24 protein-coding genes and 1 pseudogene are annotated in these 24404 nt (G+C 74.4%); 14 read left to right on the top strand and 11 right to left on the bottom strand.

What is annotated here, in order from left to right:
* Positions 1-57 precede the first annotated feature (57 nt).
* The 3 genes from ggt to ABTW95_RS13375 all read left to right on the top strand — a co-directional run bounded on the left by ggt (position 58) and on the right by ABTW95_RS13375 (position 3183).
* A complete protein-coding gene (gene ggt, locus ABTW95_RS13385; protein WP_500226371.1) occupies positions 58-1794 on the top strand; it encodes a gamma-glutamyltransferase in 1737 nt (578 codons plus the stop codon).
* Positions 1795-1858: 64 nt separating this feature from the next.
* The gene (gene cutA / locus ABTW95_RS13380; RefSeq protein WP_396446960.1) at positions 1859-2221 is read left to right on the top strand and encodes a divalent-cation tolerance protein CutA; all 363 of its coding nucleotides are present in this window, start codon (positions 1859-1861) and stop codon (positions 2219-2221) included.
* A gap of 95 nt (positions 2222-2316) precedes the next feature.
* Complete coding sequence (locus tag ABTW95_RS13375) at positions 2317-3183, top strand: oxygenase MpaB family protein (RefSeq protein ID WP_396446959.1); 867 nt, start codon at positions 2317-2319, stop codon at positions 3181-3183.
* Between the two features lie 27 nt (positions 3184-3210).
* On the opposite strand, the gene ABTW95_RS13370 is transcribed toward ABTW95_RS13375, so the two are convergent.
* Positions 3211-4749, bottom strand: a complete 1539-nt coding sequence (locus tag ABTW95_RS13370) for an MDR family MFS transporter (protein ID WP_396446958.1) — start codon at positions 4747-4749, stop codon at positions 3211-3213.
* A gap of 115 nt (positions 4750-4864) precedes the next feature.
* Here ABTW95_RS13370 and ABTW95_RS13365 point away from each other — a divergent pair, with 115 nt between their 5' ends.
* Positions 4865-5401, top strand: a complete 537-nt coding sequence (locus tag ABTW95_RS13365; protein WP_396446956.1) for a MarR family winged helix-turn-helix transcriptional regulator — start codon at positions 4865-4867, stop codon at positions 5399-5401.
* Between the two features lie 57 nt (positions 5402-5458).
* Here the strand turns inward: ABTW95_RS13365 and ABTW95_RS13360 are convergent, their stop codons facing one another.
* The 6 genes from ABTW95_RS13360 to ABTW95_RS13335 form a co-directional block, all read right to left on the bottom strand.
* The gene (locus ABTW95_RS13360; protein WP_386866822.1) at positions 5459-5758 is read right to left on the bottom strand and encodes a metal-sensitive transcriptional regulator; all 300 of its coding nucleotides are present in this window, start codon (positions 5756-5758) and stop codon (positions 5459-5461) included.
* A 70-nt stretch (positions 5759-5828) separates the two neighbouring features.
* A complete protein-coding gene (locus ABTW95_RS13355) occupies positions 5829-6461 on the bottom strand; it encodes a histidine phosphatase family protein (RefSeq protein ID WP_396446955.1) in 633 nt (210 codons plus the stop codon).
* A 69-nt stretch (positions 6462-6530) separates the two neighbouring features.
* Positions 6531-7646, bottom strand: a complete 1116-nt coding sequence (gene ald / locus ABTW95_RS13350; RefSeq protein WP_396446954.1) for an alanine dehydrogenase — start codon at positions 7644-7646, stop codon at positions 6531-6533.
* A 157-nt stretch (positions 7647-7803) separates the two neighbouring features.
* On the bottom strand, positions 7804-8613 hold the full coding sequence (locus ABTW95_RS13345) for an SAM-dependent methyltransferase (RefSeq protein ID WP_396446953.1): 810 nt from the start codon (positions 8611-8613) through the stop codon (positions 7804-7806).
* Between the two features lie 116 nt (positions 8614-8729).
* Positions 8730-9893, bottom strand: a complete 1164-nt coding sequence (locus ABTW95_RS13340) for a glycerate kinase (protein ID WP_396454775.1) — start codon at positions 9891-9893, stop codon at positions 8730-8732.
* A gap of 125 nt (positions 9894-10018) precedes the next feature.
* Positions 10019-11464, bottom strand: coding sequence for an NCS2 family permease (locus ABTW95_RS13335; RefSeq protein ID WP_396450720.1), 1446 nt, complete (start codon positions 11462-11464; stop codon positions 10019-10021).
* A gap of 190 nt (positions 11465-11654) precedes the next feature.
* Here ABTW95_RS13335 and ABTW95_RS13330 point away from each other — a divergent pair, with 190 nt between their 5' ends.
* The 7 genes from ABTW95_RS13330 to ABTW95_RS13300 all read left to right on the top strand — a co-directional run bounded on the left by ABTW95_RS13330 (position 11655) and on the right by ABTW95_RS13300 (position 20005).
* Positions 11655-12953: a helix-turn-helix domain-containing protein gene (locus ABTW95_RS13330; protein WP_500226370.1), complete on the top strand. Its 1299-nt coding sequence runs from the start codon at positions 11655-11657 to the stop codon at positions 12951-12953.
* Between the two features lie 65 nt (positions 12954-13018).
* Positions 13019-14122, top strand: coding sequence for a DUF5685 family protein (locus ABTW95_RS13325; RefSeq protein ID WP_396454773.1), 1104 nt, complete (start codon positions 13019-13021; stop codon positions 14120-14122).
* A gap of 104 nt (positions 14123-14226) precedes the next feature.
* A complete protein-coding gene (locus ABTW95_RS13320; protein ID WP_396450723.1) occupies positions 14227-14856 on the top strand; it encodes a copper resistance CopC family protein in 630 nt (209 codons plus the stop codon).
* Positions 14849-16894, top strand: a complete 2046-nt coding sequence (locus tag ABTW95_RS13315; RefSeq protein ID WP_396450725.1) for a bifunctional copper resistance protein CopD/cytochrome c oxidase assembly protein — start codon at positions 14849-14851, stop codon at positions 16892-16894. The genes ABTW95_RS13320 and ABTW95_RS13315 overlap by 8 nt, the downstream gene beginning before the upstream one ends.
* A 58-nt stretch (positions 16895-16952) precedes the next feature.
* On the top strand, positions 16953-18182 hold the full coding sequence (locus ABTW95_RS13310; RefSeq protein ID WP_396450727.1) for a sensor histidine kinase: 1230 nt from the start codon (positions 16953-16955) through the stop codon (positions 18180-18182).
* Positions 18179-18829, top strand: coding sequence for a response regulator (locus tag ABTW95_RS13305; protein WP_396450729.1), 651 nt, complete (start codon positions 18179-18181; stop codon positions 18827-18829). Before ABTW95_RS13310 ends, ABTW95_RS13305 begins: the two co-directional genes overlap by 4 nt.
* Before the next feature lie 78 nt (positions 18830-18907).
* A complete protein-coding gene (locus ABTW95_RS13300) occupies positions 18908-20005 on the top strand; it encodes a baeRF3 domain-containing protein (protein ID WP_396450731.1) in 1098 nt (365 codons plus the stop codon).
* Positions 20006-20012: 7 nt separating this feature from the next.
* On the opposite strand, the gene ABTW95_RS13295 is transcribed toward ABTW95_RS13300, so the two are convergent.
* Positions 20013-20699 carry a hypothetical protein gene (locus tag ABTW95_RS13295; RefSeq protein WP_396450765.1) on the bottom strand — a complete coding sequence of 229 codons (687 nt, stop codon included), beginning with the start codon at positions 20697-20699 and terminating at the stop codon, positions 20013-20015.
* Here ABTW95_RS13295 and ABTW95_RS13290 point away from each other — a divergent pair.
* A pseudogene (locus tag ABTW95_RS13290) lies at positions 20650-20841 on the top strand (response regulator); the annotation flags it as partial. The gene ABTW95_RS13295 and the pseudogene ABTW95_RS13290 sit on opposite strands and share 50 nt — an antisense overlap.
* 13 nt (positions 20842-20854) lie before the next feature.
* Positions 20855-21463 (top strand): HAMP domain-containing protein, encoded by a 609-nt coding sequence (locus ABTW95_RS13285; RefSeq protein WP_500226369.1) that lies wholly within the window; start codon positions 20855-20857, stop codon positions 21461-21463.
* On the opposite strand, the gene ABTW95_RS13280 is transcribed toward ABTW95_RS13285, so the two are convergent.
* Together ABTW95_RS13280 and ABTW95_RS13275 are read right to left on the bottom strand one after the other, a co-directional pair.
* Positions 21464-22180 (bottom strand): metal-dependent hydrolase, encoded by a 717-nt coding sequence (locus tag ABTW95_RS13280; protein ID WP_396450736.1) that lies wholly within the window; start codon positions 22178-22180, stop codon positions 21464-21466. It abuts the gene before it with no gap.
* A 144-nt stretch (positions 22181-22324) separates the two neighbouring features.
* On the bottom strand, positions 22325-22672 hold the full coding sequence (locus ABTW95_RS13275; protein ID WP_396450738.1) for a winged helix-turn-helix transcriptional regulator: 348 nt from the start codon (positions 22670-22672) through the stop codon (positions 22325-22327).
* A gap of 95 nt (positions 22673-22767) precedes the next feature.
* Between ABTW95_RS13275 and ABTW95_RS13270 the strand changes: the two genes are divergently transcribed.
* Positions 22768-23391, top strand: a complete 624-nt coding sequence (locus ABTW95_RS13270) for an NAD(P)-dependent oxidoreductase (protein WP_396454772.1) — start codon at positions 22768-22770, stop codon at positions 23389-23391.
* Here ABTW95_RS13270 and ABTW95_RS13265 read toward each other — a convergent pair.
* Positions 23388-24401 carry a DNA polymerase ligase N-terminal domain-containing protein gene (locus ABTW95_RS13265; protein ID WP_396450742.1) on the bottom strand — a complete coding sequence of 338 codons (1014 nt, stop codon included), beginning with the start codon at positions 24399-24401 and terminating at the stop codon, positions 23388-23390. The two genes, ABTW95_RS13270 and ABTW95_RS13265, sit on opposite strands and share 4 nt — an antisense overlap.
* Positions 24402-24404 lie beyond the last annotated feature (3 nt).

Raw genomic sequence — 24404 nt, 5'->3', positions numbered from 1 at the left:
GGTCCGGGCGCACTTCCGCGGCCACGACCGCGTCGTGAGCGTCACCGACGAGCAGGCGTGGGGCGGCCCCCGGTCAAGCAGCCGGTCGCCACCGGCTTCGGCGGCGCCGTGTCCACGGTCGACCTGGACGCCAGCCGCACGGCCCTGGACGTCCTCAAGCACGGCGGCAACGCGATGGACGCGGCCGTCGCCGCCGGCGCGACGCTCGGCGTCACCGAGCCGTACGTGTCCGCGATCGGAGGCGGGGGCTACATCACCTACTACGACGCGCGGAAGCGCCGCGTCTACGCCATCGACGGCCGCGAGTTCGCGCCGAAGCGGATGAGGCAGGACGCGTTCATCGACCCCGCCACCGGGCGGCCGCTGCCGTTCGACCAGGCCGTCACCAGCGGGCTCAGCGTCGGCGTGCCCGGCACCCTCGCGCAGTGGGACCTCGCCCTGCGCCGCTTCGGCACCCGCGACCTCGGCCGCCTGCTGCGCCCGGCGATCAAGATCGCCGACCGGGGGTTCGTCGTCGACCAGGAGTTCCACGACCAGACGGCGGTGAACGAGGCCCGCTTCCGCGACATCGTCCCCACCCGCGAGCTGTTCCTGCCGGGCGGGAAGGTCCCCGAGGTCGGCTCGGTGTTCCGCAACCCCGACCTCGCCGACACCTACCGGCAGCTCGCGAGGCGCGGCATCGGCTGGTTCTACGAGGGCGGGCTCGGCAGGGAGATCGCCCGGACGGTCGCCGAGCCGCCCGTCGACCCCGGCGCCGCCCGCGACGTGCGTCCCGGCCTGATGGAGCGCGCCGACCTCGCCGCCTACCGGGCAGTGGTCCGCAAGCCCACGCACGTCCCCTACCGGGGTATGGACGTGTACGGGATGCCGCCGTCGTCGTCCGGCGGCGCCACGATCGGCGAGGCGCTCGACATCCTCGGCAACTTCCGCCTCGACGCCCGCGACCCGGTCACCGCCCTGCACTACTACCTGGAGGCGTCCAAGCTCGCCTACGCCGACCGCGGGCGCTACCTCGGCGACGCCGACAAGGTCCGCGTGCCGCTGGACGAACTGCTGTCCGCCGGGTTCGCCCGCGAGCGCGCGTGCCTGATCAAGCCGGACCGGGCCGCGCCGGCGCCGGTCGCGCCCGGCTCGCCCGACGGGCGCTACGAGCCGTGCGTGCCGCCCGGCACGCAGACCCGCGCGCTGGCGTTCGAGGGCCCGCAGACCACCCACCTCGTCGTCGCCGACAAGTGGGGGAACGTCGCGTCCTACACGGTGTCGATCGAGCAGTTCGGCGGCAGCGGCATCACCGTCCCCGGCCGCGGCTTCCTGCTCAACAACGAGCTGACCGACTTCTCCTTCCAGCCGCCCGCCCCCGGCCAGGCGCCCGACCCGAACCTGCCCGGCCCGCACAAGCGGCCGCGCAGCAGCATGTCCCCGACTCTCGTGCTGGAGGACGGGCGGCCGAAGCTGGCGCTCGGCACCCCCGGCGGCTCGACGATCATCACGACCGTGCTGCAGATCCTGATGAACCGCATCGACCTCGGCATGGACCTGCCCGCGGCGCTGAACGCGCCCCGCGCGACGCAGCGCAACACCCCGCTCGTGTACGCCGAGCAGCCGTTCCTCGACCGGTACGGCCGCGACCTCGCCGCGCGGGGGCACCGGCTGGAGGTCTTCCCCGGCCCGCCGGCGGGCGTGATCGGCGCCGCGACGGCGCTGGAGTTCCTGCGGCCGGGGCTCGTGCAGGCGGTCGCGGAGCCCGTCCGGCGGGGCGGCGGCAGCGCGCTGGTCGTCCACCCGGCCCGGTGACCGCGGCGGTGCCGGGACGGGCCATGATGGCGTGCGCGGACGGTGAACGGGAAGGAGTCGGGCCATGGCGCACTCGTACGTGCAGGTGACGACCGCGACCGACTCGCGGGCGGAGGCCGCCGAGCTGGCGCGGTCGGCGGTCGCCGAGCGGCTCGCGGCCTGCGCGCAGCTGGTCGGGCCGATCGCCAGCACCTACTGGTGGGAGGGCGAGATCGAGTCGGCGGAGGAGTGGATGGTGCTGTTCAAGACCTCCGCCGACCGCTTCGACGAGCTGGCCTCCCTGATCACCGAGGGGCACTCCTACGACACCCCGGAGATCATCGCGACCCCGGTGGTGGCGGGCAGCATGGACTACCTCGCCTGGATCACCGAGCAGACCGAGCCCGGCGAGCGCGACGACGCGGTGGAGGATCCGGCGGAGGACTGACCCCCGTCCGTGTGACCTGCGTCATGGCAGGGTAAGTTCTTGTTTACCCTGGCCGGGACGTGTACTGCCGGTCGCGGCGGAGGAAGGCGGTCGATGTGGGCGAGCTGAGCGAGGTGGGGGCGGACCACGGGCTGTTCGGGCCCGGCTCGGTGACCTGGCGGGTCATGGGCGAGCCCGTGCTGATGATCGGCGGGATCCGGGCGCTGCTGCTGCAGGCCCTCCATCCCCGCTCGATGTGGGGGACCGCGCAGAACTCCGAGCTCATGGACCCCGCCGCCGCGTGGGCGCGGCTGACCCGGACGGTGGAGTTCGTCCGCGTCCGCACCTACGGCACCGAGGAGGAGGTCGAGCGGGTGGGCCGCCGCGTCCGCCGGCTGCACGCCAAGCTCACCGGCCTCGACATGCGCACCGGCGAGACGTTCCCGATCGACGACCCGGAGAACCTGCTCTGGGTCCACATGGGCGAGGTCGACTCCTACCTGGACGTGGCGCGCCGCGCCGGCGTCCCGCTGACCGACGAGGACGCCGACACCTTCGTCGACGAGCAGCGCCGCGCCGCCGCGGTCGTCGGGCTCGACCCGGCGGACGTGCCCGCGACGGTCGCCGAGATGAAGGACTACTACGAGGACATGCGGCGGCGGATCTGGGCGTGCCGGGAGGCGCGCGAGGGGCTGCGCCGCATGTTCAGCCCGGCCGTCCCGCGCCACCTGCTGCCGCTGAAGCTCGCCGCGCCGGCCGTCGGGACGCTGACCGTCGCGACGCTGCCGCGCTGGGCCCGCCGCATGTACGGGCTGCCGGGCCTGCCCACGTCCGACCTCGCGGCGACGCTGACGCTGAAGGGCCTGTACCGCACCACGCGGGTCGTCCCGGAGCGGTACCGGTACTCGCCGGACGCCCGGCGGGCCAGGCGCCTCATGCGCGAGCACGAGGCGGGCCTGGCCACCTGGTCGATCGCGTCCTGACCGGCGCCCCGCCCGGGCCGCCGGCGCTCACGCCATCGGCGGGGGAGCGTCCGCGTCCTCGTCGTGCCGCGCGCCGTGGCGCGGCAGCAGCAGCGCCGGGACGATCAGCACCGCGGTGAGGGCCAGCGCCACCCAGAACGTGCTGCCGAACGCGTCCGCCAGCTTCGGCGCGATCTGCTCGCGGACCCGGTCCGGGATGGAGCCGACGGCGCCCGCGCCGCCCCCGGCGGCCGCCTGCGGGAGCCGGTCGCTGATCTCGCGGGACAGGATGACGGCGAGCAGCGCGGTGCCGACCGACCCGCCGAGCTGCATGATGATGTTCAGCGAGCTGCTGGCCCGCGACACCGCCTCGCGGCGCAGCGTCGTGAGCGCGGCCGACATGGTCGGCATCATCGTGCAGCCGAGCCCGATGCCGCGCACGAGCAGCGCCCCGCCGAGCAGCCAGTAGGACGTGCCCGCGTCCACCATCGCGAACGGGACGGTGCCGAGCACCAGCAGCACGATGCCCACCGGCACGATGCGGCCGGCGCCGAACCGGTCGGTGATCACGCCGGCCAGCGGCATCGCGAGCGCCGCGCCGAGGCCCTGCGGGGCCAGCAGCAGGCCGGCGGCGAACGCGCCCTCGCCGTGCACGGTCTGGTAGAAGAGCGGGATCAGCAGCATCGAGCCCATCAGCGCGATGCCGACGAGGAACACCGCGGCGGACGCGGTCGTGAACGTCCGGTCGGTGAACAGCCGCACGTCGATCAGCGCGCGTTCGCGGCGGCGCAGGCTGTGCAGCGCGAACAGCGCGACCAGGGCGGCGCCCGCGGCCAGCCAGCCGATCGTGGTGGCGTTCCCGAAGCCGCCCTCGCTGCTCGCGGTGGACAGCCCGTAGATCAGCAGCGCGAAGCCGGGCGGCAGGAGGAGCAGCCCGCGCAGGTCGAGCGCCGACGCGCCGCCCTCCATCCGGCCGCGCGGCACCTTCCACCAGGCCAGCGCGAAGGCCAGCATGCCGACCGGCACGTTGACGAAGAAGATCCAGCGCCAGTGGACGTCCTCGACCAGCCACCCGCCGAGCACCGGGCCGAGGACGGGGCCGAGCAGCATCGGCACGCCGACGATGCTCATGATCCGGCCGAGCCGGCGCGGGCCGGCCGCCATCGTCAGGATCGCCATGCCGGTCGGCATCAGCATGCCGCCGCCGAGCCCCTGCAGCACCCGGAAGACGATCAGCGAGCCGATGTTCCACGCCGAGCCCGACAGCACGGAGCCGGCCACGAACAGCGTGATGGAGGTCAGCCACACCGCCCGCCCGCCGAACCTGTCGACGGCCCAGCCGGTGAGCGGGATGACGCTGCCCATGGCCAGCAGGTAGCCGGTGATGACCCACTGGATGGTGGACAGGTCGGTGCGGAAGTCGCGCCCGAGCGTCTCCAGGGCGACGTTGACGATCGTGGTGTCCAGGATCGCCATCACCGTCCCGGCCACGATCACGAGGCCGAGCACGATCGTCTGCCGGTCGAGCCGTTCGCCGCCGCCGGATCCGCCCGGCGGCGCCACCTTGGTGGACGGACTTTCGGCCATGGTCGTCCCCCTTGCCAGAAGTTCCGGTAGCCCCGAGTCCCCGTGGCCCAAGACGTGAAACATCTTGAAGTTCAATGTTTTGCAGTGCATCACGAAATGTGTTGAACTTCAAGGTATGTCCGAGGATCGCATCGTCACCGACGCGTCCATCGACGCCGACATGGAGACGATGGTCCAGCTCATGGTGCGGACGATGCGCGGCATGAAGGGCGGTCACGCCGACGCCGAGGAGGTCATCCGCCGGGTGAAGGCGGCCGGGCTCGGGCCCCGGCACGTCCCGGTGCTGGTGCAGCTCGTCCTGCACGGCCCGGCGCCGGTGGGCGTGCTCGCCCGGCACATGGCGCTCAGCCCGGCCACGGTCAGCCAGCTGGTCGGCGAGCTGCAGCGCGGCGGCTTCGTCGAGCGGCGCCCGGACGACCGGGACCGCCGCCGCATGATCGTCAGCCTGGCGGAGGCGCACCGCGCGGCGATCGAGCGGTTCGCGTGGCGCCGGCTGCGCCCGCTGCGCACCACGCTGGAGTCGCTCACGCCCACCGAGCGAAGGCACTTCCTGCACGGGTGGCGCACGCTGGCCGGGAACATGGAGCGCAGCGGGCTGCACGCCGGGGGAGACGGGGGACCGGGTTGCCCTGGAGACCACCCGCACCTGTGACCGGCCGAGGGGGAGCGGGCCGGGGGGAGCGAGCCGGGCGAGCCGGGCGGGCCGGGGTCAGCCGCGGCGCATGAGCCGGCCGACGGCCGCCATCAGCTCGGTGGACATCTCGTCGCCCTTGCCCTCCTCGGCGCCCTCCGCCACGCAGTGCCGGACGTGCCCGTCCAGCAGGCCGAGGGCCACCTTGTCCAGGGCCGCCTGGACGGCGCTGATCTGGGTGAGGATGTCGATGCAGTAGCGGTCGTCCGCGACCATCCGGTCGATGCCGCGCACCTGGCCCTCGATCCGGGCCAGCCTGGTCTGCAGCTGGTCCTTCGTGGCGGTGTACCCGCGGGTGGGGGTCTCGCTGGTCGCCATTACCGTCCTCCGCAATCCTTCCGGGGGCGCACGTCCGGGTACCCCTGGGGGACATCCCCCTACAGGTACCTTATGCGCTGACCGGGGCCTCCGGACCGGGCCGCCGGCCGGGTCGGCACGGCGGGACGTTCCAGGCGCTGACGACCGGCCGACCGTGCTCGGCGCCGAGCGCCGACAGCGTCCCGGTGGCGAGCGCGAACAGCCGTCCCTGCGCGGGCTCCAGGCCGAGCCGGCGCGCGGTGAGCACCCGCAGGAAATGGCCGTGGGCGACGAGCACGACGTCGCCGTCCGCGGGGAGCGGGTCCACGCGCGCGAGCACCGCGGCCGCCCGCGCGCCGACCTGCTCGACGGTCTCGCCCGGATGCCCGGCGTCCCCCGGGACCACCCCGTCGTCCCACAGGAACCATCCGGGCCGCTCCTCGCGGATCTCCGCCGTGGTCCTCCCCTCGTAGCCGCCGTAGTCCCACTCCCACAGGTCGGGGTCGATCGCGTCCGCGGTGAGCCCGGCCAGTTCGGCGGTCCGCCGCGCCCGCCGCGCGGGGCTGACCAGCGTCCGCGCGACGCGCCGCTCCTTCAGCGCCCCGCGCAGCGCCCGCGCCTGGTCCTCGCCGTGCGCGGTCAGCGGCAGGTCCGTCAGCCCGGTGTGCCGGCGCGCCCGGCTCCACTCCGTCTCCCCGTGCCGCACCAAGATCAGTTCGCCCATGGTGGAGTGTCTACCCGGCGGGGCGCCGCCCCGGAACCCCGGGACGGGGGAGGGCGGGGGTGAGCGCCGTCAGTCCAGGATCGAGCTGAGCGGCGTGTAGGGGAGGCCGTGCGCCTCGGCGACGTGGTCGTAGACGAGCGCGCCGGCCTGCGTGTTGAGGCCGCGGGCCAGCGCGCCGTTCTCCCGCAGGGCGCGGTGCCAGCCCTTGTCGGCGAGCTGCACGGCGTAGGGGAGCGTGACGCCGGTGAGGGCGTAGGTGGAGGTGTTCGGGACGGAGCCGGGCATGTTCGCCACGCAGTAGAAGATCGAGCCGTGCACCCGGTAGGTCGGGTCGGCGTGCGTGGTGGGGCGGGAGTCCTCGAAGCAGCCGCCCTGGTCGATCGCGATGTCCACCAGGACGGAGCCCTCCTTCATCCCGGCGACCAGGTCGTTGGAGATCAGCTTGGGCGCGCGGGCGCCGGGGATCAGCACCGCGCCGATGACCAGGTCGGCGGCGCGGGCCTCCTGCTCGACGGTGTAGGCGCTGGACACGAGCGTCCGGAGGCGGCCCTGGTAGATCGCGTCGATGTGGCGGAGGCGGTCGACGTCCACGTCCAGGACGGTCACGTCCGCGCCCATCCCGACGGCGACCTGCGCGGCGTTGAGGCCGGACACCCCGCCGCCGATCACGACGACCTTGGCCGGGGCCACGCCCGGCACCCCGCCCGGCAGCACGCCGCGCCCGCCGTTGGACGCCATCAGGTTGTACGCGCCGACCTGCGGGGCGAGCCGCCCGGCGACCTCCGACATGGGGGCGAGCAGCGGCAGCGAGCGGTCGGGCAGCTGGACGGTCTCGTAGGCGATCGCGGTGACGCCGGCCGCCAGCAGCGCGTCGGTGCACTCGCGGGACGCGGCGAGGTGCAGGTAGGTGAACAGGACCTGGCCGGCGCGCATGCGCGGGTACTCCGGCGCGATCGGCTCCTTGACCTTGAGGATCAGGTCGCCCTCCGCCCACACCTCGTCCGGGCCGTCCAGGATCTTGGCGCCGGCGGCGGTGTAGTCGTCGTCCGGGATCGCCGACCCCAGGCCGGCGCCCCGCTCGACGAACACCTCGTGGCCGTGCCGGGTCAGCTCGTGCACGCCCGCCGGCGTGATGGCCACCCGGTACTCGTGGTTCTTGATCTCTCGCGGCACACCGATCTTCACCGGGGGGCTCCTCCGTCAACGCTGACCAGGACCTACGCCTACAGCGTGCGGTGGGGAGCCCGCCCCGGACCATCGGCAGTGTGTCAACGCATCGAGTACTTCGGCGACACTGTGTAAAGCGCGCCCGGTGGCGGGCCCCGGCGCGCCCGGCGGCGGCTCACGGCTTGCGGGCGATGCCCCCGTACATGAGGCGCTGCCCGACGGTCAGCTCGTCTGGGACGTCCCCGTCCGGCCGCCACAGCGGCAGCGGGACGAGGCCGGGGTCGAGGAGCTCCAGGCCGTCGAAGTACCGGCCGATCTCCTCCGGCGTCCGGAACCGGCCGGTGCCGAGCAGCCCCTGGTACTGCACCTCGGCGTCGACGGCCTCCTGGCTGGACGCGCAGAACGCCGTGACGAACAGGTGGCTGCCGGAGGGCACCGCGTCCATCAGCGTCTCGACGATGCCCTGCGGGTCCTCGTCGTCGTGCAGGTGGTGCAGGATGCCGACCAGCATGACGCCGACCGGCCGGCCGAAGTCGATCAGCCGCCGGACGTCCTCGTGCGCGATGATCCCGGCCGGGTCGCGGATGTCGGCGGTGATGACCGTGGTGTCCCCGTTCTCGGCCAGCAGCGCCCGCCCGTGCGCGAGGACGATCGGGTCGTTGTCGACGTACACCACCTTCGCGCCGGGCCGGGTGGCCTGCGCGACCTCGTGGGTGTTCTGCACGGTCGGCAGCCCGGAGCCGAGGTCGAGGAACTGGTCGAGGCCCGCCTCGCCGGCCAGGTACCGCACGCCGCGGCCGAGGATCTCCCGGTTGTAGGCGGCGACGTCGTAGATCTCCGGGATGATCTTCACGATCTCGGCCACGAAGGCCCGGTCGACCTCGAAGTTGTCCTTGCCCCGCAGCACCACGTCGTAGGTCCGAGCGATGCTCGGCTTCGTGGTGTCGATCCCGAGGGACGCCCAGTCGTACTGCTGTTCGGCCATGCCGTGTCCGCCTCGTGCCGCTGTTGAGTTCTCGAAGTCCGCCGCCGGGTCGAATCGTAGACGGTTGACGATGCGGCCGTCCCGGAAGTGGGGAATGTCCGGTGGAACGATGCACGCTAGGGGCGCGCGGGCAGCCACTCGTCCGCGATGGCGACCGTCAGCTGCTCCAGCAGCGGCCCGGTCCGCCGGACGCGGCGCTCCTCGTCCGGCTCGATGTCGGCCAGCGCGTACGCGGCCTGGATGCGCGCCTTGCGGAGCTGCTCGCCGGTGAGCGCGCGGCGGCCGGCCACCGCGACGACCGGCGCGCCCGCGCGGGCGGCGGCGCGGGCCGCCCCGATCGGCGCGGTGCCGCGCAGCGACCGGGCGTCGAGGGTGCCCTCGCCGGTGACGACGAGCCGGGCGCCGCGCGCCTTCTCGGCGAATCCCAGCAGGTCCAGCAGCAGCGCCGGGCCGGGCTCGATCGTCGCGCCGAGGAAGGTGAGCGCGGCGAACCCGACCCCGCCGGCCGCGCCGGCGCCCGGCAGGTCGCGGGCCGCCCGGCGCGCGGCCGCCTCCGCCAGGTCGGCCCAGCGGCGCAGCCCGGCGTCCAGCACCCGGACCTCGTCGCGGCTCGCGCCGCGGCGCGGGCCGTCCACGGCCGCGGCGCCGGCGCGGCCGAGCAGGGGTCCCGCGGAGTCGCCCGCCACCACCACCTCGATGCCCGACATATCGGGCAGGCCGCGCAGGTCGAGGGCGTGCAGCGAGCGCAGCGCCGCCCCGCCGGGCGGCAGGTCCTTGCCGAGCGCGTCCAGCAGCCGCCCCCCGAGCCCCTGCACGAGGCCCGCGCCGCCGTCGGCGCAGGCGCCGCCGCCGAGGCCGAGCACGATCCGCCGCGCGCCGAGCCGCAGCGCGTGCGCGATCAGCTGGCCCGTCCCGAGGCTGGACGCGGTGAGCGGGCGCGGCTTGCCGCCCGGCAGCCGGCGCACGCCGGACGCCTCGGCCAGCTCCACCACCGCGCTGCGGCCGTTCAGCGCCAGCCGCGCGGTGACCGGCCGCCCCGTCGGCCCGCACACCTCGACGTCCACGCCCCGCCACCCGGCCGCCACCGCCGCCTCCACGGTGCCCTCGCCGCCGTCGGCCACGGGCAGCTCCACCAGCGGGACGTCCGGGCGGGCGCGGCGCAGCCCGGCCGCCAGATGCCGCGCCGCCTGCGCCGCGGTCAGCGCCCCCGGGAACCTGTCAGGCGCCAGCAGGACGTGACCCGGCGGAGACGGACGGGAGGGAGAGTCCGCGGACACCACAGCCACGCCTTTCACGCCGGGAGGTAAGGCCCTACCTTCTGCTTACGCCAAGACGGCACTATTTGACACCCGCAAACGCGTCCCAGAGTCTCAAATGGCCGCAGAGCCGTGTTCTCCCGGGGTGGCTAGCGCACGCCCAGCCACTCCTCGATCGGGTGGATCGCGAAGAAGATCAGGAACAGCACCACCACCGGCCACAGCCAGACCGACACCTCGCGGACCTTGCCCTTGGCGAGCTTGATCAGCGCGTAGGCGACCATCCCGCCGCCGATCCCGATGGTGATCGAGAAGGTGAACGGCATCAGCACGATGGTGAGGAACGCCGGGATCGTCAGCTCCAGGTCGGACCAGTCCACCTTCGCGACCTGCGTCATCATCAGCGCGCCGACGACGACCAGCGCGGGCGCCGCGGCCTGCGCCGGGACGGTCGCGGCGAGCGGGGTGAGGAACAGCGTCACCGCGAACAGCGCGCCGGTGGCGATGTTGGCGAGGCCGGTCCGGGCGCCCTCGCCGACGCCGGCCGCCGACTCCACGAACACCGTGTTGGCGGACGAGCTGGTGAGGCCGCCGAACGCGGCGGACAGGCCGTCCACCGACAGGATCCGGCCGAGCCGCGGCACCTGGCCCCTCTCGTCCAGCAGCCCGGCCTCGTCGCTGACCCCGAGGATCGTGCCCATCGCGTCGAAGAAGCCCGACAGCACCAGGGTGAACAGCACGACCAGCGCGGTGATCACCCCGGCCCGGCCGAACCCGCCGAACAGGTCGATCTCCCCGAACAGCCCGAAGTCGGGTGCGGCGAACAGCTTGTCGGGCATGTCCGGGGTGACGACGCCCCAGCCGCCCTCCTTGATGGACGCGTTCTCCTGGATCGCCACGGCGCCGATCGTCCCGGCGATGATGCTGATCAGGATGGCGCCGGGCACCCGCCGCACGTAGAGGACGATCATCAGCAGCAGGGTGAGCGCGAACACCAGCGTCGGCCAGGTCTGCAGGCGGCCGCCGCTGCCGAGGGACAGCGGCGGGCTGGTGGCGCTGGAGGTGACGAACCCCGAGTCGAACAGGCCGACCAGCGCGATGAACGCGCCGATGCCGACCGCGATCGCGTGCTTGAGCGCCAGCGGGATCGAGTTCATGATCCGCTCGCGGATGCCGGTGAGCGCCAGCACCACGATGACCAGGCCCTCGATCACCACCAGGCCCATCGCCTGCGGCCAGGTCATCACCGGCGCCGCCTGGAACGCCACGACCGCGTTGATGCCGAGGCCCGCGGCGAGCGCCAGCGGCGCGTTGCCCACCAGGCCCATGATCACCGTGGTGACCGCGGCGGACAGCGCGGTCATCGTGGTCAGCTGCGGGATCGACAGCGCCGCGCCGGTGACGTCCTTCGCCCCGCCGAGGATGATCGGGTTCAGCAGGATGATGTAGGCCATCGCGAAGAACGTGGTCACGCCGCCGCGCAGCTCGCGCGGGACGGTGGTACCGCGCCCGCGGAGATCGAACAGCCGCTCCAGCGGCCCGCGCCCGCCGGCCGGCGGTGAATCGTCGGTCTTCACGGTACTGGTCTTGGACATGGCGGGCGCTCCGCTTTCCGCAGCGTGGGTTCCGGCCGCGTCGGTCCGGAAATGGCGTGGACAGATTAGCCGCTGAGAAGACTCCGGAGCGTGACGGGGGCGAGGCGTCCGCTATAGCCTTCCCTGGTTCACTTCTTCCTCGCCCTGCGCGCGGGCGCCGCGGGCGAGCATCCTGTAGGCGGTGGCAACAATGGACCGGGAGACACTGGGGCAGCGGATTCGCGCCCTGCGGATCCGGCAGGGCGTGAGCCAGGCGCAGCTGGCCTTCCCCGAGCTGTCCGACAGCTACATCTCGCTGATCGAGAGCGACAAGCGGGTGCCGGCCTCGAGCGTGGTCGAGCTGCTGGCCGGGAAGCTGAACTGCTCGGCGACCTACCTGGTCAGCGGGGTCAGCGAGGACGTGGTGGACGAGCTGCGCGTCACCCTCGACTACGCCGAGATCGCGCTGAGCAACGGCGCGGCGGCCGAGGCGCGGGCCCGGTTCGCCGAGGTGCTCGCGAACGCCGACGCGGTCGCGCTGCCCGAGATGCTCCACCAGGCGCGCTGGGGCCACGCCCTCGCGCTGGAGGCCGCCGGCGAGCTGGAGGAGGCGATCGCCGAGCTGACCGCGCTGACCGAGGAGGCCTCCGCCGAGGCCGACCTCGACCACTGGGCGAAGGTGCACGTCGCGCTGAGCCGCTGCCTGCGCGAGCGCGGCGACGTCAGCGCCGGAGTCGAGGCGGCCGAGAGCGCGCTGCGCCACCTCATCGCGACCGGCGCCGACTCCACCGACGCCGCCGTGCACCTCGGCGCGGCGCTGCTCGCCGCGTTCATCGAGCGCGGCGACCTCGTCCGGGCCCGCCACCTCGCCGCCCAGCTCGTCGAGCGGGCCGAGCGCATCGGCAGCCCCCGGGCGCGGATGGTCGCCTACTGGGAGGCCGCCTACGTCGCGGAGATCCGCGGCGAGTACGAGGACGGCGTCACGCTGGCCGAGCGGGCGCTGATGCTGGCCGGCGACGGCGAGGACCCGCGCGACCTGAACCGGCTCCGCGTCATCTACGCCGGGCTGCTGCTGCGCGCCCGGCCCGACCAGGCCGCCCGCGCCCGCGAGCTGCTGACCCGGGTGCGCGGCGAGATCAGCGCCAGCTCGTCCGGGGAGATCGACGTCGCCTGGTGCCTGACCGAGCTGGCCCGCGCGGAGACCGCGCTCGGCCGTCCCGCCGAGGCGGTGGCGCTCGCCGAGGAGGCGCTCGACCTGCTCGGGGACGCCCCGCGCCGGGCCACCGCCGGGGCGCTGACCGTGCTCGGCGAGGCGTCGGTGCGGCTCGGCCGCCGGGACCGGGCCGTCGAGGTGCTGACCCGGGCCGCGACCTGCCTGGAGCAGATGGAGTCCTCCCGGGAGGCGGCGCAGGCGTGGTTCGACCTCGCCGAGGTGCTGGCCGGGGCAGGCACCGCCGAGGAGCACCGCATGGCCGCCTACCGGCGCGCGCTCACCTGCGTGGGGGTGTGACCGAACCGGTCCCGGGTCCGCGGCGTCCATAATGCTGCGGGTTTCCTGAGGTTGGGGAGTTACGGGTGTTCGGTGTGGTCCGTCCTTGCAGGCATGTCCTGTGCGGGTCGTTGTTCAAGGACTGGATGGCGCATCTCTGCGGGCTGTGCCTGACGCTGCGGGCCGAGCACGGCCAGGCCGCGCGGCTCGTCACCAACTACGACGGGCTGCTGGTCTCCGTCCTGGTCGAGGCGCAGGCGCCGGAGCTGTCGCCGCGCCGCAAGGCCGGTCCGTGCGCGCTGCGCGGCATGCGGACCGCGGAGGTCGTCGCGGCGCGGGCGCAGGGCGCGCGGCTGGCCGCCGCGGCGTCGCTGCTGCTCGCGGCGGGCAAGACCCGCGACCACGTCGCGGACGGCGACGGCCCGTACCGGCGGCGGCCGGTCGCCGCCGCGGCCGCGCGGATGGCCGGCCGGTGGGACGCGGCGGGGGAGCGGACGGGCGCCGCGGTCGGCTTCGACCCGTCGGTCCTGCGCGACGCCGTCGCGCGCCAGCCCGTCCTGGAGTCCGCGCCCGGCCTCGGACTGCTCGACCTCACCGAGCCGGCGGAGACGGCCGTCGCCGCCGTGTTCGCGCACACGGCCGTGCTCGCGGGCAAGGAGGGCAACGCCGAGGCGCTCGCCGAGGCGGGCCGATTCTTCGGCCGCCTCGCGCACCTGATCGACGCCGTCGAGGACCTCGCGGACGACCGGGCGTCCGGCGCCTACAACCCGCTGCTCGCCACCGGCACCGGCCTCGCCGAGGCCCGCCGGCACGCGGACGACGCCCTGCACGGCCTCCGCCTCGCCCTCGCCGACCTGGAGCTGGAGCGGCCGCGGCTCGTCCGGGCGCTGCTGGACCGCGAGGTGGGCCGCTCCGTCGACCGGGTCTTCGCCGCCCCCGAGGACGCGCAGGAGGGCGGGCCCCGGCCGCCGCGCCCCGGCTGGCCGGTCCCGTGCTTCACCGGGACGCTCGTCTGCGCCACCTGCGGGGTCTTCCAGCCGGAGTGGAGCGAGCATCACGGCGGCTCGTGCGGGGACCGCTGCTGGTGCACGCGCAACTGCGACGGGGGCTGCGACGGCTGCTGCGACTGCTGCGAGTGCTGCGACTGCGATTGCGACTGCTGCGACGGCTGCTGCTGCGACTGCAGCTGATCGTTTTTCCCGGATCGCGGCACTTCGCGACCCGGAGCGTGCCATGGTGGCGGGCTCAGTAGGGTAGATGCAGCCCTTCAACTCACTAGAGAACCCGGCCATCCATGAACATCCGCAAGCCCCTCCGGCCGGCGCGCCGTCTCGGCGTCGTCGCCGCCCTCGCCCTCGTCCTCGGCGCCGTGACCGCGACCCCCGCGCTGGCGCACGCCCGCCTCCTCGACAGCACGCCCGGCAAGGGCGAGTCGGCGGAGTCGGTCACCGAGGTCAAGCTCGTCTTCAGCGACAAGATCAGCCTGGCGAAGGTCGTCGTCAAGGACGCCCAGGACAAGACGTACCAGGCGGGCGAGGCGGAGCGCTCCGGCACGACGGTGACGCAGAAGCTGACCGGGCCGCTGCCCGCGGGGTCCTACACGGTGGCCTACCGGGTCGTCGGCGAGGACGGGCACCCGATCGAGAGCGACGACCTGACGTTCACCGCCACCGGGGGCGAGGCCGCCGAGCCCGCGCCGTCCGCCGGCGGGGTCGGCGCCGAGCAGCAGACCGGCGACGCCGCCACCGCGAACGAGCAGCCGCTCAAGGTCGACCAGGAGCAGGCCGCCGCCGAGGAGGACACCGGCTCCGGTGCGGTCCTGTGGGCGCTGATCGTCGCCGGGCTCCTCGTCGGCGTCGGCATCGGCGTCGGCATCGTGTTCCGCGCCAAGCGCAAGCACCAGGCGGCAACCGGAAGTGAGTAAGGGCAGCCCGGGCGTCTGGCGGGCCGCCGCGGTCGCGGCGGGCTCGGCGGCCTCGGCCGCCGCGGTGCTGGTGGCCGGGCTGGTCCTCGGCGGCGCGGTCACCGAGAAGGTCATCCCCGGCCTCGGCGACGCCGGCGCCCTCACCCGGTGGGGGCTGCCCGCGTCCCGGACGGCCATGGACCTGCTGTCCGCGCTGACCGTCGGCGCCCTGCTGGCCGCCGCCGCGTTCCTGCCGGTCGAGGGCGGGCGCGGCGCGGCCCGGCTGTCGAAGGACGCGATCGGCTACCTGAACGCCGCGTCCTGGATCGCCGCCGGGTGGGCCGCCGCCGCGGCGGCCACCCTGGTCTTCACCGTCGCGGACGTCCTCGGCCAGCCGGCCGGGCAGGTCCTCACCGGCAGCGAGCTGAGCAGCTACGTCGGCTCCCTGCCGCAGGGCACCGCCCTCATGATCGTGGTGCTGCTGGCCGTGGTGGTGGCGCTGCTGGCGCGCACCACCACCACGCCCGCCGCCGCGTTCGGGCTGCTGGCCATGGCCGGGATCGCGCTGCTGCCCGCGCCGCTCACCGGGCACTCCGCCTCGGCCGCCAACCACTCCACCGCGGTGACCGGGGTCGCCCTGCACGTCGCCGCGGTCGCGCCGTGGGTCGGCGGGCTCGCCGTCGTCGGCGCGCACGCGCTGCTCCGCCGCGACCGGCTGCCGATCATGGCCGACCGGTTCAGCCGCATGGCCCTGTGGTGCTACATCACCGTCGGCGCCAGCGGGCTGGTCAACGTGATCGTCCGGCTGCCCGACCCCGCCGAGCTGGTGACCACGGACTACGGGCGGCTCGCCCTCGGCAAGATCGTCGCGTTCGGGGTGCTCGGCTGGTTCGGCTGGTGGCACCGGACCCGGACGCTGCCCGCCGTCGACGCCCGCCGGCCCGGGGCGTTCGCGCGGTTCGCGTCCGTCGAGGCGGCCGTGATGGCGGCCACCATGGGCCTCGCCGTGGCGCTCGCCCGCACCGCGCCGCCCCCGCCGACCCAGCCGGAGTCCGCGGTCAAGTCGCTGCTCGGCTACGACATGCCGCCCGAGATCACCCCGGTGCGGCTGCTCACGCTCTGGCAGTTCGACCTGTTCTTCGCCGCCCTCGCCGCCGTCCTCGGCGGCCTCTACATCGGCGCCGTGGTCCGGCTGCGGCGGCGCGGCGACGCCTGGCCGATGGGCCGCACCGCCGCCTGGTTCATCGGCCTCGCCACCATGCTCGCCGTCACGCAGACCGGCGTCGCCAAGTACGCGCCGATCCTGTTCAGCGTGCACATGGCGCAGCACATGGTGCTGAACATGCTGACGCCGATCTTCCTCGTCGTCGGCGCGCCGGTGACGCTGGCGCTGCGCGCGCTGAAGCCCGCCCGGGTGCGCGGCGACCGCGGCCCGCGCGAGTGGCTGACCGCGCTGCTGCACAGCCGCTACCTGAAGTTCGTCGCGCATCCCGGGATCGCGACGGCCATCTTCGTGGTGAGCACGTTCGCGCTGTACTTCACGCCGCTGTTCGAGGCGGCGATGCGCAACCACCTCGGCCACATCGCGATGATGGTGCACTTCCTCGCGGCCGGGTCGCTGTTCTTCTGGGTGCTGCTCGGCGTCGACCCGGCGCCGAAGAAGCTGCCCTACCCGGGGCGGCTCCTCCTGCTGTTCATCACGATGCCGTTCCACGCCTTCTTCGGCATCGCCCTGATGAGCATGAGCCAGGCGCTCGCGCGCGGGTGGTACGGGGCCGTCGACCCGCCGTGGGGCACGACGACGCTGCACGACCAGCACACCGGCGGCGCGATCGCGTGGGCGTTCGGGGAGATCCCGACGTTCATCGTCCTCATCGTGATGGCGTTCCAGTGGTACGCCGACGACCAGCGCCAGGCCCGCCGCATGGACCGCAGGGCCGACCGCGCCGCCCGGCCCGGCGGGCGCTCCGAGGACGACGAGCTGGCCGCCTACAACGCCCGCCTGGCGAAGCTCGCCGAGATGGACAAGGCCGCGGCCGAGGAGAAGGGCAAGGCCTAGGACCGCACTCCCTCTCGCGGGGGAGGGCCTCCGGGGCGGCGTCTGCCAGGATCGTGGTGTGGTTCGCGTGCTCCGGCCGCTGATCGAGCGGAAGACCTGGCAGCGCTGGGCCCACCTCGTGGTGGGCGGCGCGCTGCTGATGCCGTACTGGTTCCTGGCGATGGGCGTCACGCCGCTGCTGCCGGTCGGCGGCGCCGTGCTGCTCGTGCTCATGCTGGTCGTGCTGCCGGGGGCGGCGGTGTTCGTCACCGGGCTCGTCCCGACGGTCCGGCTGCTGGAGGGCTCGCTCGCCGCGGAGCTGCTCAAGGGCCCCGCCGAGTCGCTCGTCCCCGGCGCGGCGCACTCGTGGGAGAGCCGCACCCGGGCCGCCGCGTGGTTCACCCTGCACCTCGGCGCGGGCGTCGTGGTCAGCGGGCTCAGCCTCGCGGTCCCGCCGCTCGCGTTCGTGATGCTCCTCGCGCCGCTGGTGACGTGGGACGAGCGGTTCCTGGAGGTCTGGGGGTGGCACGGCACCTGGCACCAGTGGCCGGCGCCCCTGATCGGGGCCGCGTCGCTGGCCGCGCTGCTCGCGGTGATCGTCGGCGCGGGCGCGCTGCTGTCCCGGCTGGCGCCGCGGTTCCTCGGCCCGTCCGCCGCCGAGCGGCTCGCCGCCGCGGAGGCCAGGGCGGTCAAGCTGGCCGAGCGCAACCGGCTGGCGCGGGAGCTGCACGACTCGGTGGGGCACGCGCTCAGCGTGGTGACGCTGCAGGCGGGGGCGGCCGGGCGGGTCCTCGACAGCGACCCGGGGTTCGCGCGCGAGGCGCTCGGCGCGATCGAGGAGTCGGCCCGCGCCGCGCTGGAGGACCTCGACCACGTGCTGGGGCTGCTGCGGGAGGACGCGTCGCGCCCCGCCCCGCAGGCCACGCTGCGGGACCTCGGGCGCCTGCTGGAGCAGACCCGCATCGCGGGCGTGGAACTCGACGCGGAGGTGGGGCTCGAAGTGGAGCAGGTGCCGGCGGCGGTGTCGCGGGAGGCGTACCGGATCGTCCAGGAGGGGCTGACGAACGCGCTGCGGCACGCCGGGAGGGTCCCGGTGCGGCTGCGGCTCGGCATCGCGGGGGAGAGACTGGAGATGGAGATGAGCAACCCGCTCGGCGCGCACCGCGGCGACGGCGCCGGGCACGGCGGCGGCCGCGGCCTCGCCGGGGTGCGCGAGCGCGTCACCGTGCTGCGCGGCGACATGACCGCCGGGGCCGACGGCGACGCCTGGCGGTTCCGCGTCTCGCTGCCGCTGAGGTCCGGGACATGACGGTCAAGGTTCTGCTGGTCGACGACGAGCGGCTGATCCGGGCGGGGCTCGCCGCCATCATCGACGCCGAGGACGACCTGGCCGTGGTCGGCGAGGCGTCCGACGGGGCCGAGGTGCCCGGCGCGGTGGGGCGGCTGCGCCCCGACGTGGTCCTCATGGACGTGCGGATGCCGCGGCTCGACGGGATCCAGGCGACCCGCCGCATCCTCGGGACCATGGCGGACCCGCCGCGGATCATCGTCGTCACGACCTTCGAGAACGACGAGTACGTCTACGACGCGCTCAAGGCGGGCGCGCACGGCTTCCTGCTCAAGCGGGCGCGGCCGGAGGAGATCCTGCAGGCGATCCGGATGGTCGCGCACGGCGACAGCCTGCTGTTCCCGGCGGCGATCCGGGAGCTGGCCGCGCGGCACGGCCCGTCCGGCGGCGCCGGGGCGCGCTGGCACGGGCAGCTCACCGAGCGGGAGGGCGACGTGCTGCGGCTGATGGCCAAGGGCCGCTCGAACGCCGAGATCGCGCAGGACCTGTTCGTCAGCCCGCAGACGGTGAAGACGCACGTCGGCAACATCCTCGCCAAGCTGCAGGCGCGCGACCGCACCCAGGCCGTGATCCTCGCCTACGAGACGTCCTTCATCACCCCCGGCTGAGGGCGCGCTTACACCTGGTTTACCTGCCAGTAGCTACAAAAGAGACAAGAAGGAACAAGGCTGACCGATCGGGGGATCATGGACGCCGTTACCCTGTCCGAGCTGCGCAAACCGCGCGGCTACCCGGCGGTGTCGGTGCTGATGCCGACGCACCGGTCCGTCCCGGACAACCGGCAGGACCCGATCCGGCTGCGCAACCTGCTGGCCGAGGTGCGGCGCCGGCTGCACGACGACACGCGGGTCGCGCCCGGCGCCGCCGACCAGGTCGTCCGCGGCCTGGAGCGCGCCGCGCAGGAGATCGACCTGCGGCACGCCTCCGACGGGCTGGTGCTGTTCGCCGCGCCGGACGGCGAGCACCACGCGTTCACCATCGGCCAGCCCGTGGACGAGCGGGTCGTCGTGGACACCGGGTTCGCGACCCGCGACCTCGTCGCCGCCTACACCCGCACCCCCCGGTACTGGCTGCTGTCGCTGTCGGACCAGCGGACCCGGCTGTGGGACGGGCACGGCGACGAGCTGACCCAGTACGTCGGCGGCGGGTTCCCGATGGCGCCGGAGCCGGTCGACGAGGCCGGCGCCGGGCGGCAGGCGCGGCGCGCCGCGCAGGGCGGCGACGGCGAGCGGCAGCGGCAGGCCATGCGGGACGCCGCGGCCGCCGTCGAGCGCGTCCTCGCCCGCGACCGCAGACCGCTGCTCGTCGCCGGCGTCACCCGGCACCAGGCGTTCTTCGACGAGGTGGCCGGGCCGCACATCACCGTGGCGGGCCGCGTCGACGGCAGCTTCGAGGGCGCCCCCGCCGGCCGGCTCGCCGAGGCGGCCCGCCCGGCGCTCGCCGCCTACGAGGACCTCCGCGAGGTCGGCGTGCTGGCCGAGCTGGAGGCCGCGCGCAGCCTCCAGCGGTACGCGGGCGGCCTGTGCGAGGTCGCGCCCCTGGTCGAGGCGGGCCGCGGCGAGCACCTGGTCGTGGAGCGCGGCTACTACGCGCCCGCGGTGAAGTCGCGCGGCGGGCTCGTCCCGGTGGACGGCATGCCCGGCGTCCTCAAGGGCGCGGACGTCGTCGACGACGCCGTCGACGACGTCATCGAGACGGCGCTGGAGTACGGCGGCGAGGTCACCTTCGTCTCCGACGGCTTCCTGGTCGACCACGCCCGCATCGCCCTGGTCACGCGCTACTGACCGGGGGTCACCCGCTACCGCCCGTTCCGCAGCCCGGGTCGTGCCAGGCCGCCCAGCCGGGACGCGCGTGCACCCGCCAGCCCGCCGGGTGGGCGGGCCACGACGACTCCGGAGACGTCCCGTCCGGTACCGGCACCACGACCGTGCACACGCCCGGTGCGGGCGGGCGGCCGTCGCGGATGTCGATCCGGCCGATCTGCGTCCACCACACGGGGTACATCAGCTTGGTCCGGGCCACCCAGCCGAGCGAAGCGTCCGCGACGACCCCGCCGGCCGCCGGGCCGGGCAGCGGGGGCGCCGGCCGGACGCGCCCGTTGGACGGCCCCATCGCGAACACCATCGCGGCCAGGTTGACCGCGGCCAGGGCGACGGCGGCGAGCGGCGCCCGGCCCGCCCGGGAGAAGATCAGCAGCACGCCGAGCAGAGCGGCCGCGGCGAGCGCGGCCTCCGGCAGGTGCAGTGCGGTGCGGTCCCAGGTCAGGAACATGATCTCGGGGAAGTCGAACCGGATGAACAGGTGGGTGCGCAGCCGGTCGCCCGCATAGGCGGTCACCCAGAGCCCGGTCCCCGCCAGGAGGAGGACGGACGACGCCGCCGCCCCGAGCGCCGTCCGCGCGCCCGCGCGGAGGAGGACCGCGGCGCCGGTGTGCCGCCGCATCCGCCGCGAGGACTCGCTGCCGGTGATCCTGCTCACCGCGCGCGGCGACGACCTCGACATCGTCCTCGGCCTGGAGGCGGGCGCCGACGACTACGCCGTGAAGCCCGTCGAGCCCCGCGTGCTGGACGCCCGCATCCGCGCCGTGCTGCGCCGCGCCGACCAGACCCGCACCGACCGCACCGTCCACCCGGGTGCTGCTGGTCGCCGACGCGCTCGCGCTGGCGGCGGCGCTGCTGCTCGCCCTGCTGACCACCCGCGGTGTGCTGCGGCCGGTGCGCCGCCTCGCCGCGGCCGCCGGCGCCCTCGGCGCGGGCGAGCTCGGCACCCGGGTCCGGGTGCGCGGCCGGGACGAGCCGGCCGACCTCGCCCGCACGTTCAACCGCACCGCGGCGGTCCTGGAGCGGACGGTCACCGAGCTGCGCGCGATGGAGGCCGCCTCGCGCCGGTTCGTCGCCGATGTCTCGCATGAGCTGCGCACCCCGCTCACCTCGATGATCGCGATGACCGGTGTGCTGGCCGAGGAGGAGGCCGACCGGCCGGACGGCGGCGCCGCGCGGCTCATCGCGGCGGAGACGCGGCGGCTCGGGCGGCTGAGAACCATCGCCCTGGCGGTACCGGGTCTCCGGTTCGCCGGCGGCCGGGTCGTACTGGGACGCGGGTGGTCCCGCACGGAGCTGGCGCAGCTGGTCTGCACCGCGGAGGCCATGCCCGGCGTGTCCACCGTCCAGGTCTCGTCCTGGTCCGGGGAGGGGGAGGCGCACACGATGCGCTGCGACCGGTTCTCCGACCTGCTCGAATGATCAGTTCCGGGTCAGCCACTGGGCGGTGGCGTCGCCGAGGGCGGAGCGTACGGCGAGGACCGCGATGCCGAGGGTGAGGACGGGCATCACCACCCAGCGCTCCACCTTGCCGTCCGTCTTCGGGATGACCGGGACGTCGACCCGCCAGGGCAGCGGCCAGAACACCGGGCAGCCGCGCGGGGTCAGGCAGTCGCCGGCGACGTGCGCCAGGCAGCCGAGCGTGACCGCGAACCCGACGAAGCTCATATCGATCTTGTGCATGAGCCAGACGGCGACGAGGGCGAGCGCGCAGTCCGCGAGCGCCGACTGGGGCTCGCGGCCCTCGAAGTCGAGGCCGATGCCGCGCAGCCCGAGGCCGACGATCATGAAGAGGCAGGCCCACCAGGCGTAGACGTAGTGGGTGGCGAGGAAGTCCATCGCCCAGCCGATGGCGACCGCGAACAGGATCGAGTGGGTCGCCTGCCGGTGCCCGCCGGAGAGCTTCCCGATCCACTTGCACATGTGGTGGGTGATCGGGCCGAACGTGTTGGCGATGCGGCCGTTGTGGTGGTCGACGTCCGGCAGGATCGCCGCGCCCGCGCACACCACGGCGCCCGCGGCGACCTGCTCGACCGACAGGGCCACCGCGTGGTCGCCGAGCAGCGGCTCGTAACCCAGCACCGGGACGGCGGCCAGCCACGCCAGCGCGCCGCTCAGGGCGTGCGTCTTGCCCATCATGTGCCGTTCCCCCGCCTTTCAGAGCGTCCGCCGCCCGTATTCAGGGCGGGACTCTAACCCGTGCCTGATCGGTTTCTGCGGCGACGCGCCGAAGCGGGTGCTACGTCCTTTTGATGCGGGGAACGGCGGCCCGGTTCCGGGGTGTCAGCCGTGCGCCTCGCGCGCGGTGATGACGGCCCCGACGTTCGCCTCCGCCCAGTCGGCGACGGCCTTGATCGGCTTGCGCAGCGACAGGCCGAGCGGGGTGAGGGCGTACTCGACGCGGGGCGGCACCTCGGCGTAGACCGTCCGGACGAGGAGCCCGTCGCGCTCCATCGTGCGGAGCGTCTGCGTGAGGACCTTGGGGGTGACCCCGCCGATCATGTCGCGCAGCTGGGTGAACCGGCGGGGCCCGTCGGTCAGGCTCAGCACGACGAGCACCGACCACTTGTCGCCGATGCGGTCGAGGATCAGCCGGGTCGGGCAGTTCGGATCGAAGGCGTCGCCCTTCATAGTTTCCAGAGGGTATCAAGCGCACGTTGAAGTAACCAGTATCTCGTGGATACTGTCCATGTCCGACGATGTCCGATGAGGTCTGAGGAGGTCATATGAAGATCCTGCTGATCGGTGCGACGGGGATGATCGGGAGCCGGATCGCGGCCGAGGCGCGCCGCCGCGGCCACGAGGTCACCGGCGTCACCCGCAGCGGCGCCGAGGGGACGGCCCGGGCCGAGGCGAGCGACGCCGCGGCGGTCGCCGCGCTGGCCGCCGGGCACGACGCCGCCGTGCTGTCGGTCCCGCCGCCCCGCGACGGGTCGGAGACGACCGGGCCGCTGCTCGCCATCACGCGCGGGGTCCTCGACGGGCTGCGCGAGGCCGGCGTCCGGCGCCTGATCGTCGTGGGCGGTGCGGGGAGCCTGGAGGTCGCGCCCGGCGTCCGGCTGGTGGACACCCCCGAGTTCCCGGAGATCTACAAGAACGAGGCGCTCGCGGCGGCCGAGCAGCTCGGCGTCATCCGGGCCGAGGCCGGCGACCTGGACTGGACCTTCATCTCGCCCGCCGCGGTCATCCAGCCGGGGGAGCGCACCGGCGTCTTCCGGCTCGGCGGCGACCAGTTGCTCACCGACGGCGAGGGCAACAGCACCATCAGCGCCGAGGACTACGCCGTCGCCCTGGTGGACGAGCTGGAGAAGGGCAACGCCGTCCAGCGCAGGATCACCGTGGCGTACTAGGACGGGACGAAGCGCCAGGCGCCGGACTCCTCGCCCGGCTCGTACGGGGAGTCCAGGCGCTTGGCGAGGACGCCCGGCAGCCCCTGGGCGCGGGCCGCGTCCCGCACGGCGTCGCCGTCGCCGGGGAACCAGGGCGCCGTCTGCCACGACGGCCCCGACAGCCCGAGGTCGTCGAGCCGCTCCCGCCGCTCCCGGTACGGGACGTCCAGCAGCGGATGCCCGTCCAGGTGCAGCACATCGTAGATCATGTAGGTCTCGCGGCCGTCCAGGACGGCCAGCTCACCGTCGAGCACGGTGCGCCGGGCGCCCAGCGCGGCACCGAGCCGGGAGCCGAGCCCGGCGGGGCCGTCCACGGCGCGGCCCCGGGCGTCGGTGAACCGGGTCCGGCCGCCCTCGACGTAGGCGGGCATCCGCCGGCCGCCCCAGGCGAACTCGAAGCCCCAGGCGTCCTGGTCGCGGGGCAGCCTGGCCCTCTCCACCGCCGCCATCGGGAGCACCGACTCCGGCAGCGGCTCGGCGTCCGGGTCGGCCGGCGGGTCCATCCGGTGGATCATCCAGTTCCTGCCGCGCGTCCGGAACAGCACGTACCGGCCGGAGACCCGCGAGCCGTGGACGACGATCTTCACCTCGCGCTCGGACCACTTCTCGGTCTCGTACGTCCCGCGGTCCCAGACGGTCATCCGCCCGGCGCCGTACTCGCCGCGCGGGATCTCCCCCTCGAACGCGGCGTACTCCAGCGGATGGTCCTCGGTGCGGACGGCGAGGTGGTTCGTCTCCGGGCTCCACGGCAGCCCCTTCGGGACGGCCCACGACACGAGCACCCCGTCGCGTTCGAGCCGCAGGTCCCAGTGCAGGCTGGTCGCGTGGTGCTCCTGAACGACGAACGTGTCGTCGTTCCCCTGCGGGAGGGCCTTCTCGTCGGGGACGGGCTCCGGCGTCCTGCCCGGGTCGCGCCTCTCCCGGTACTCGGCCAGCCGGTCGCCGCCGCCCTTGCGCTTCTTGGGGGCCACGCG

Origin of the sequence: Spirillospora sp. NPDC127506 (assembly GCF_040302145.1) — a bacterium.
Taxonomy (GTDB): domain Bacteria; phylum Actinomycetota; class Actinomycetes; order Streptosporangiales; family Streptosporangiaceae; genus Spirillospora.
Note: the sequence above shows the minus strand (reverse complement) of the source record. Positions and strands in the feature narration are given on the sequence as shown.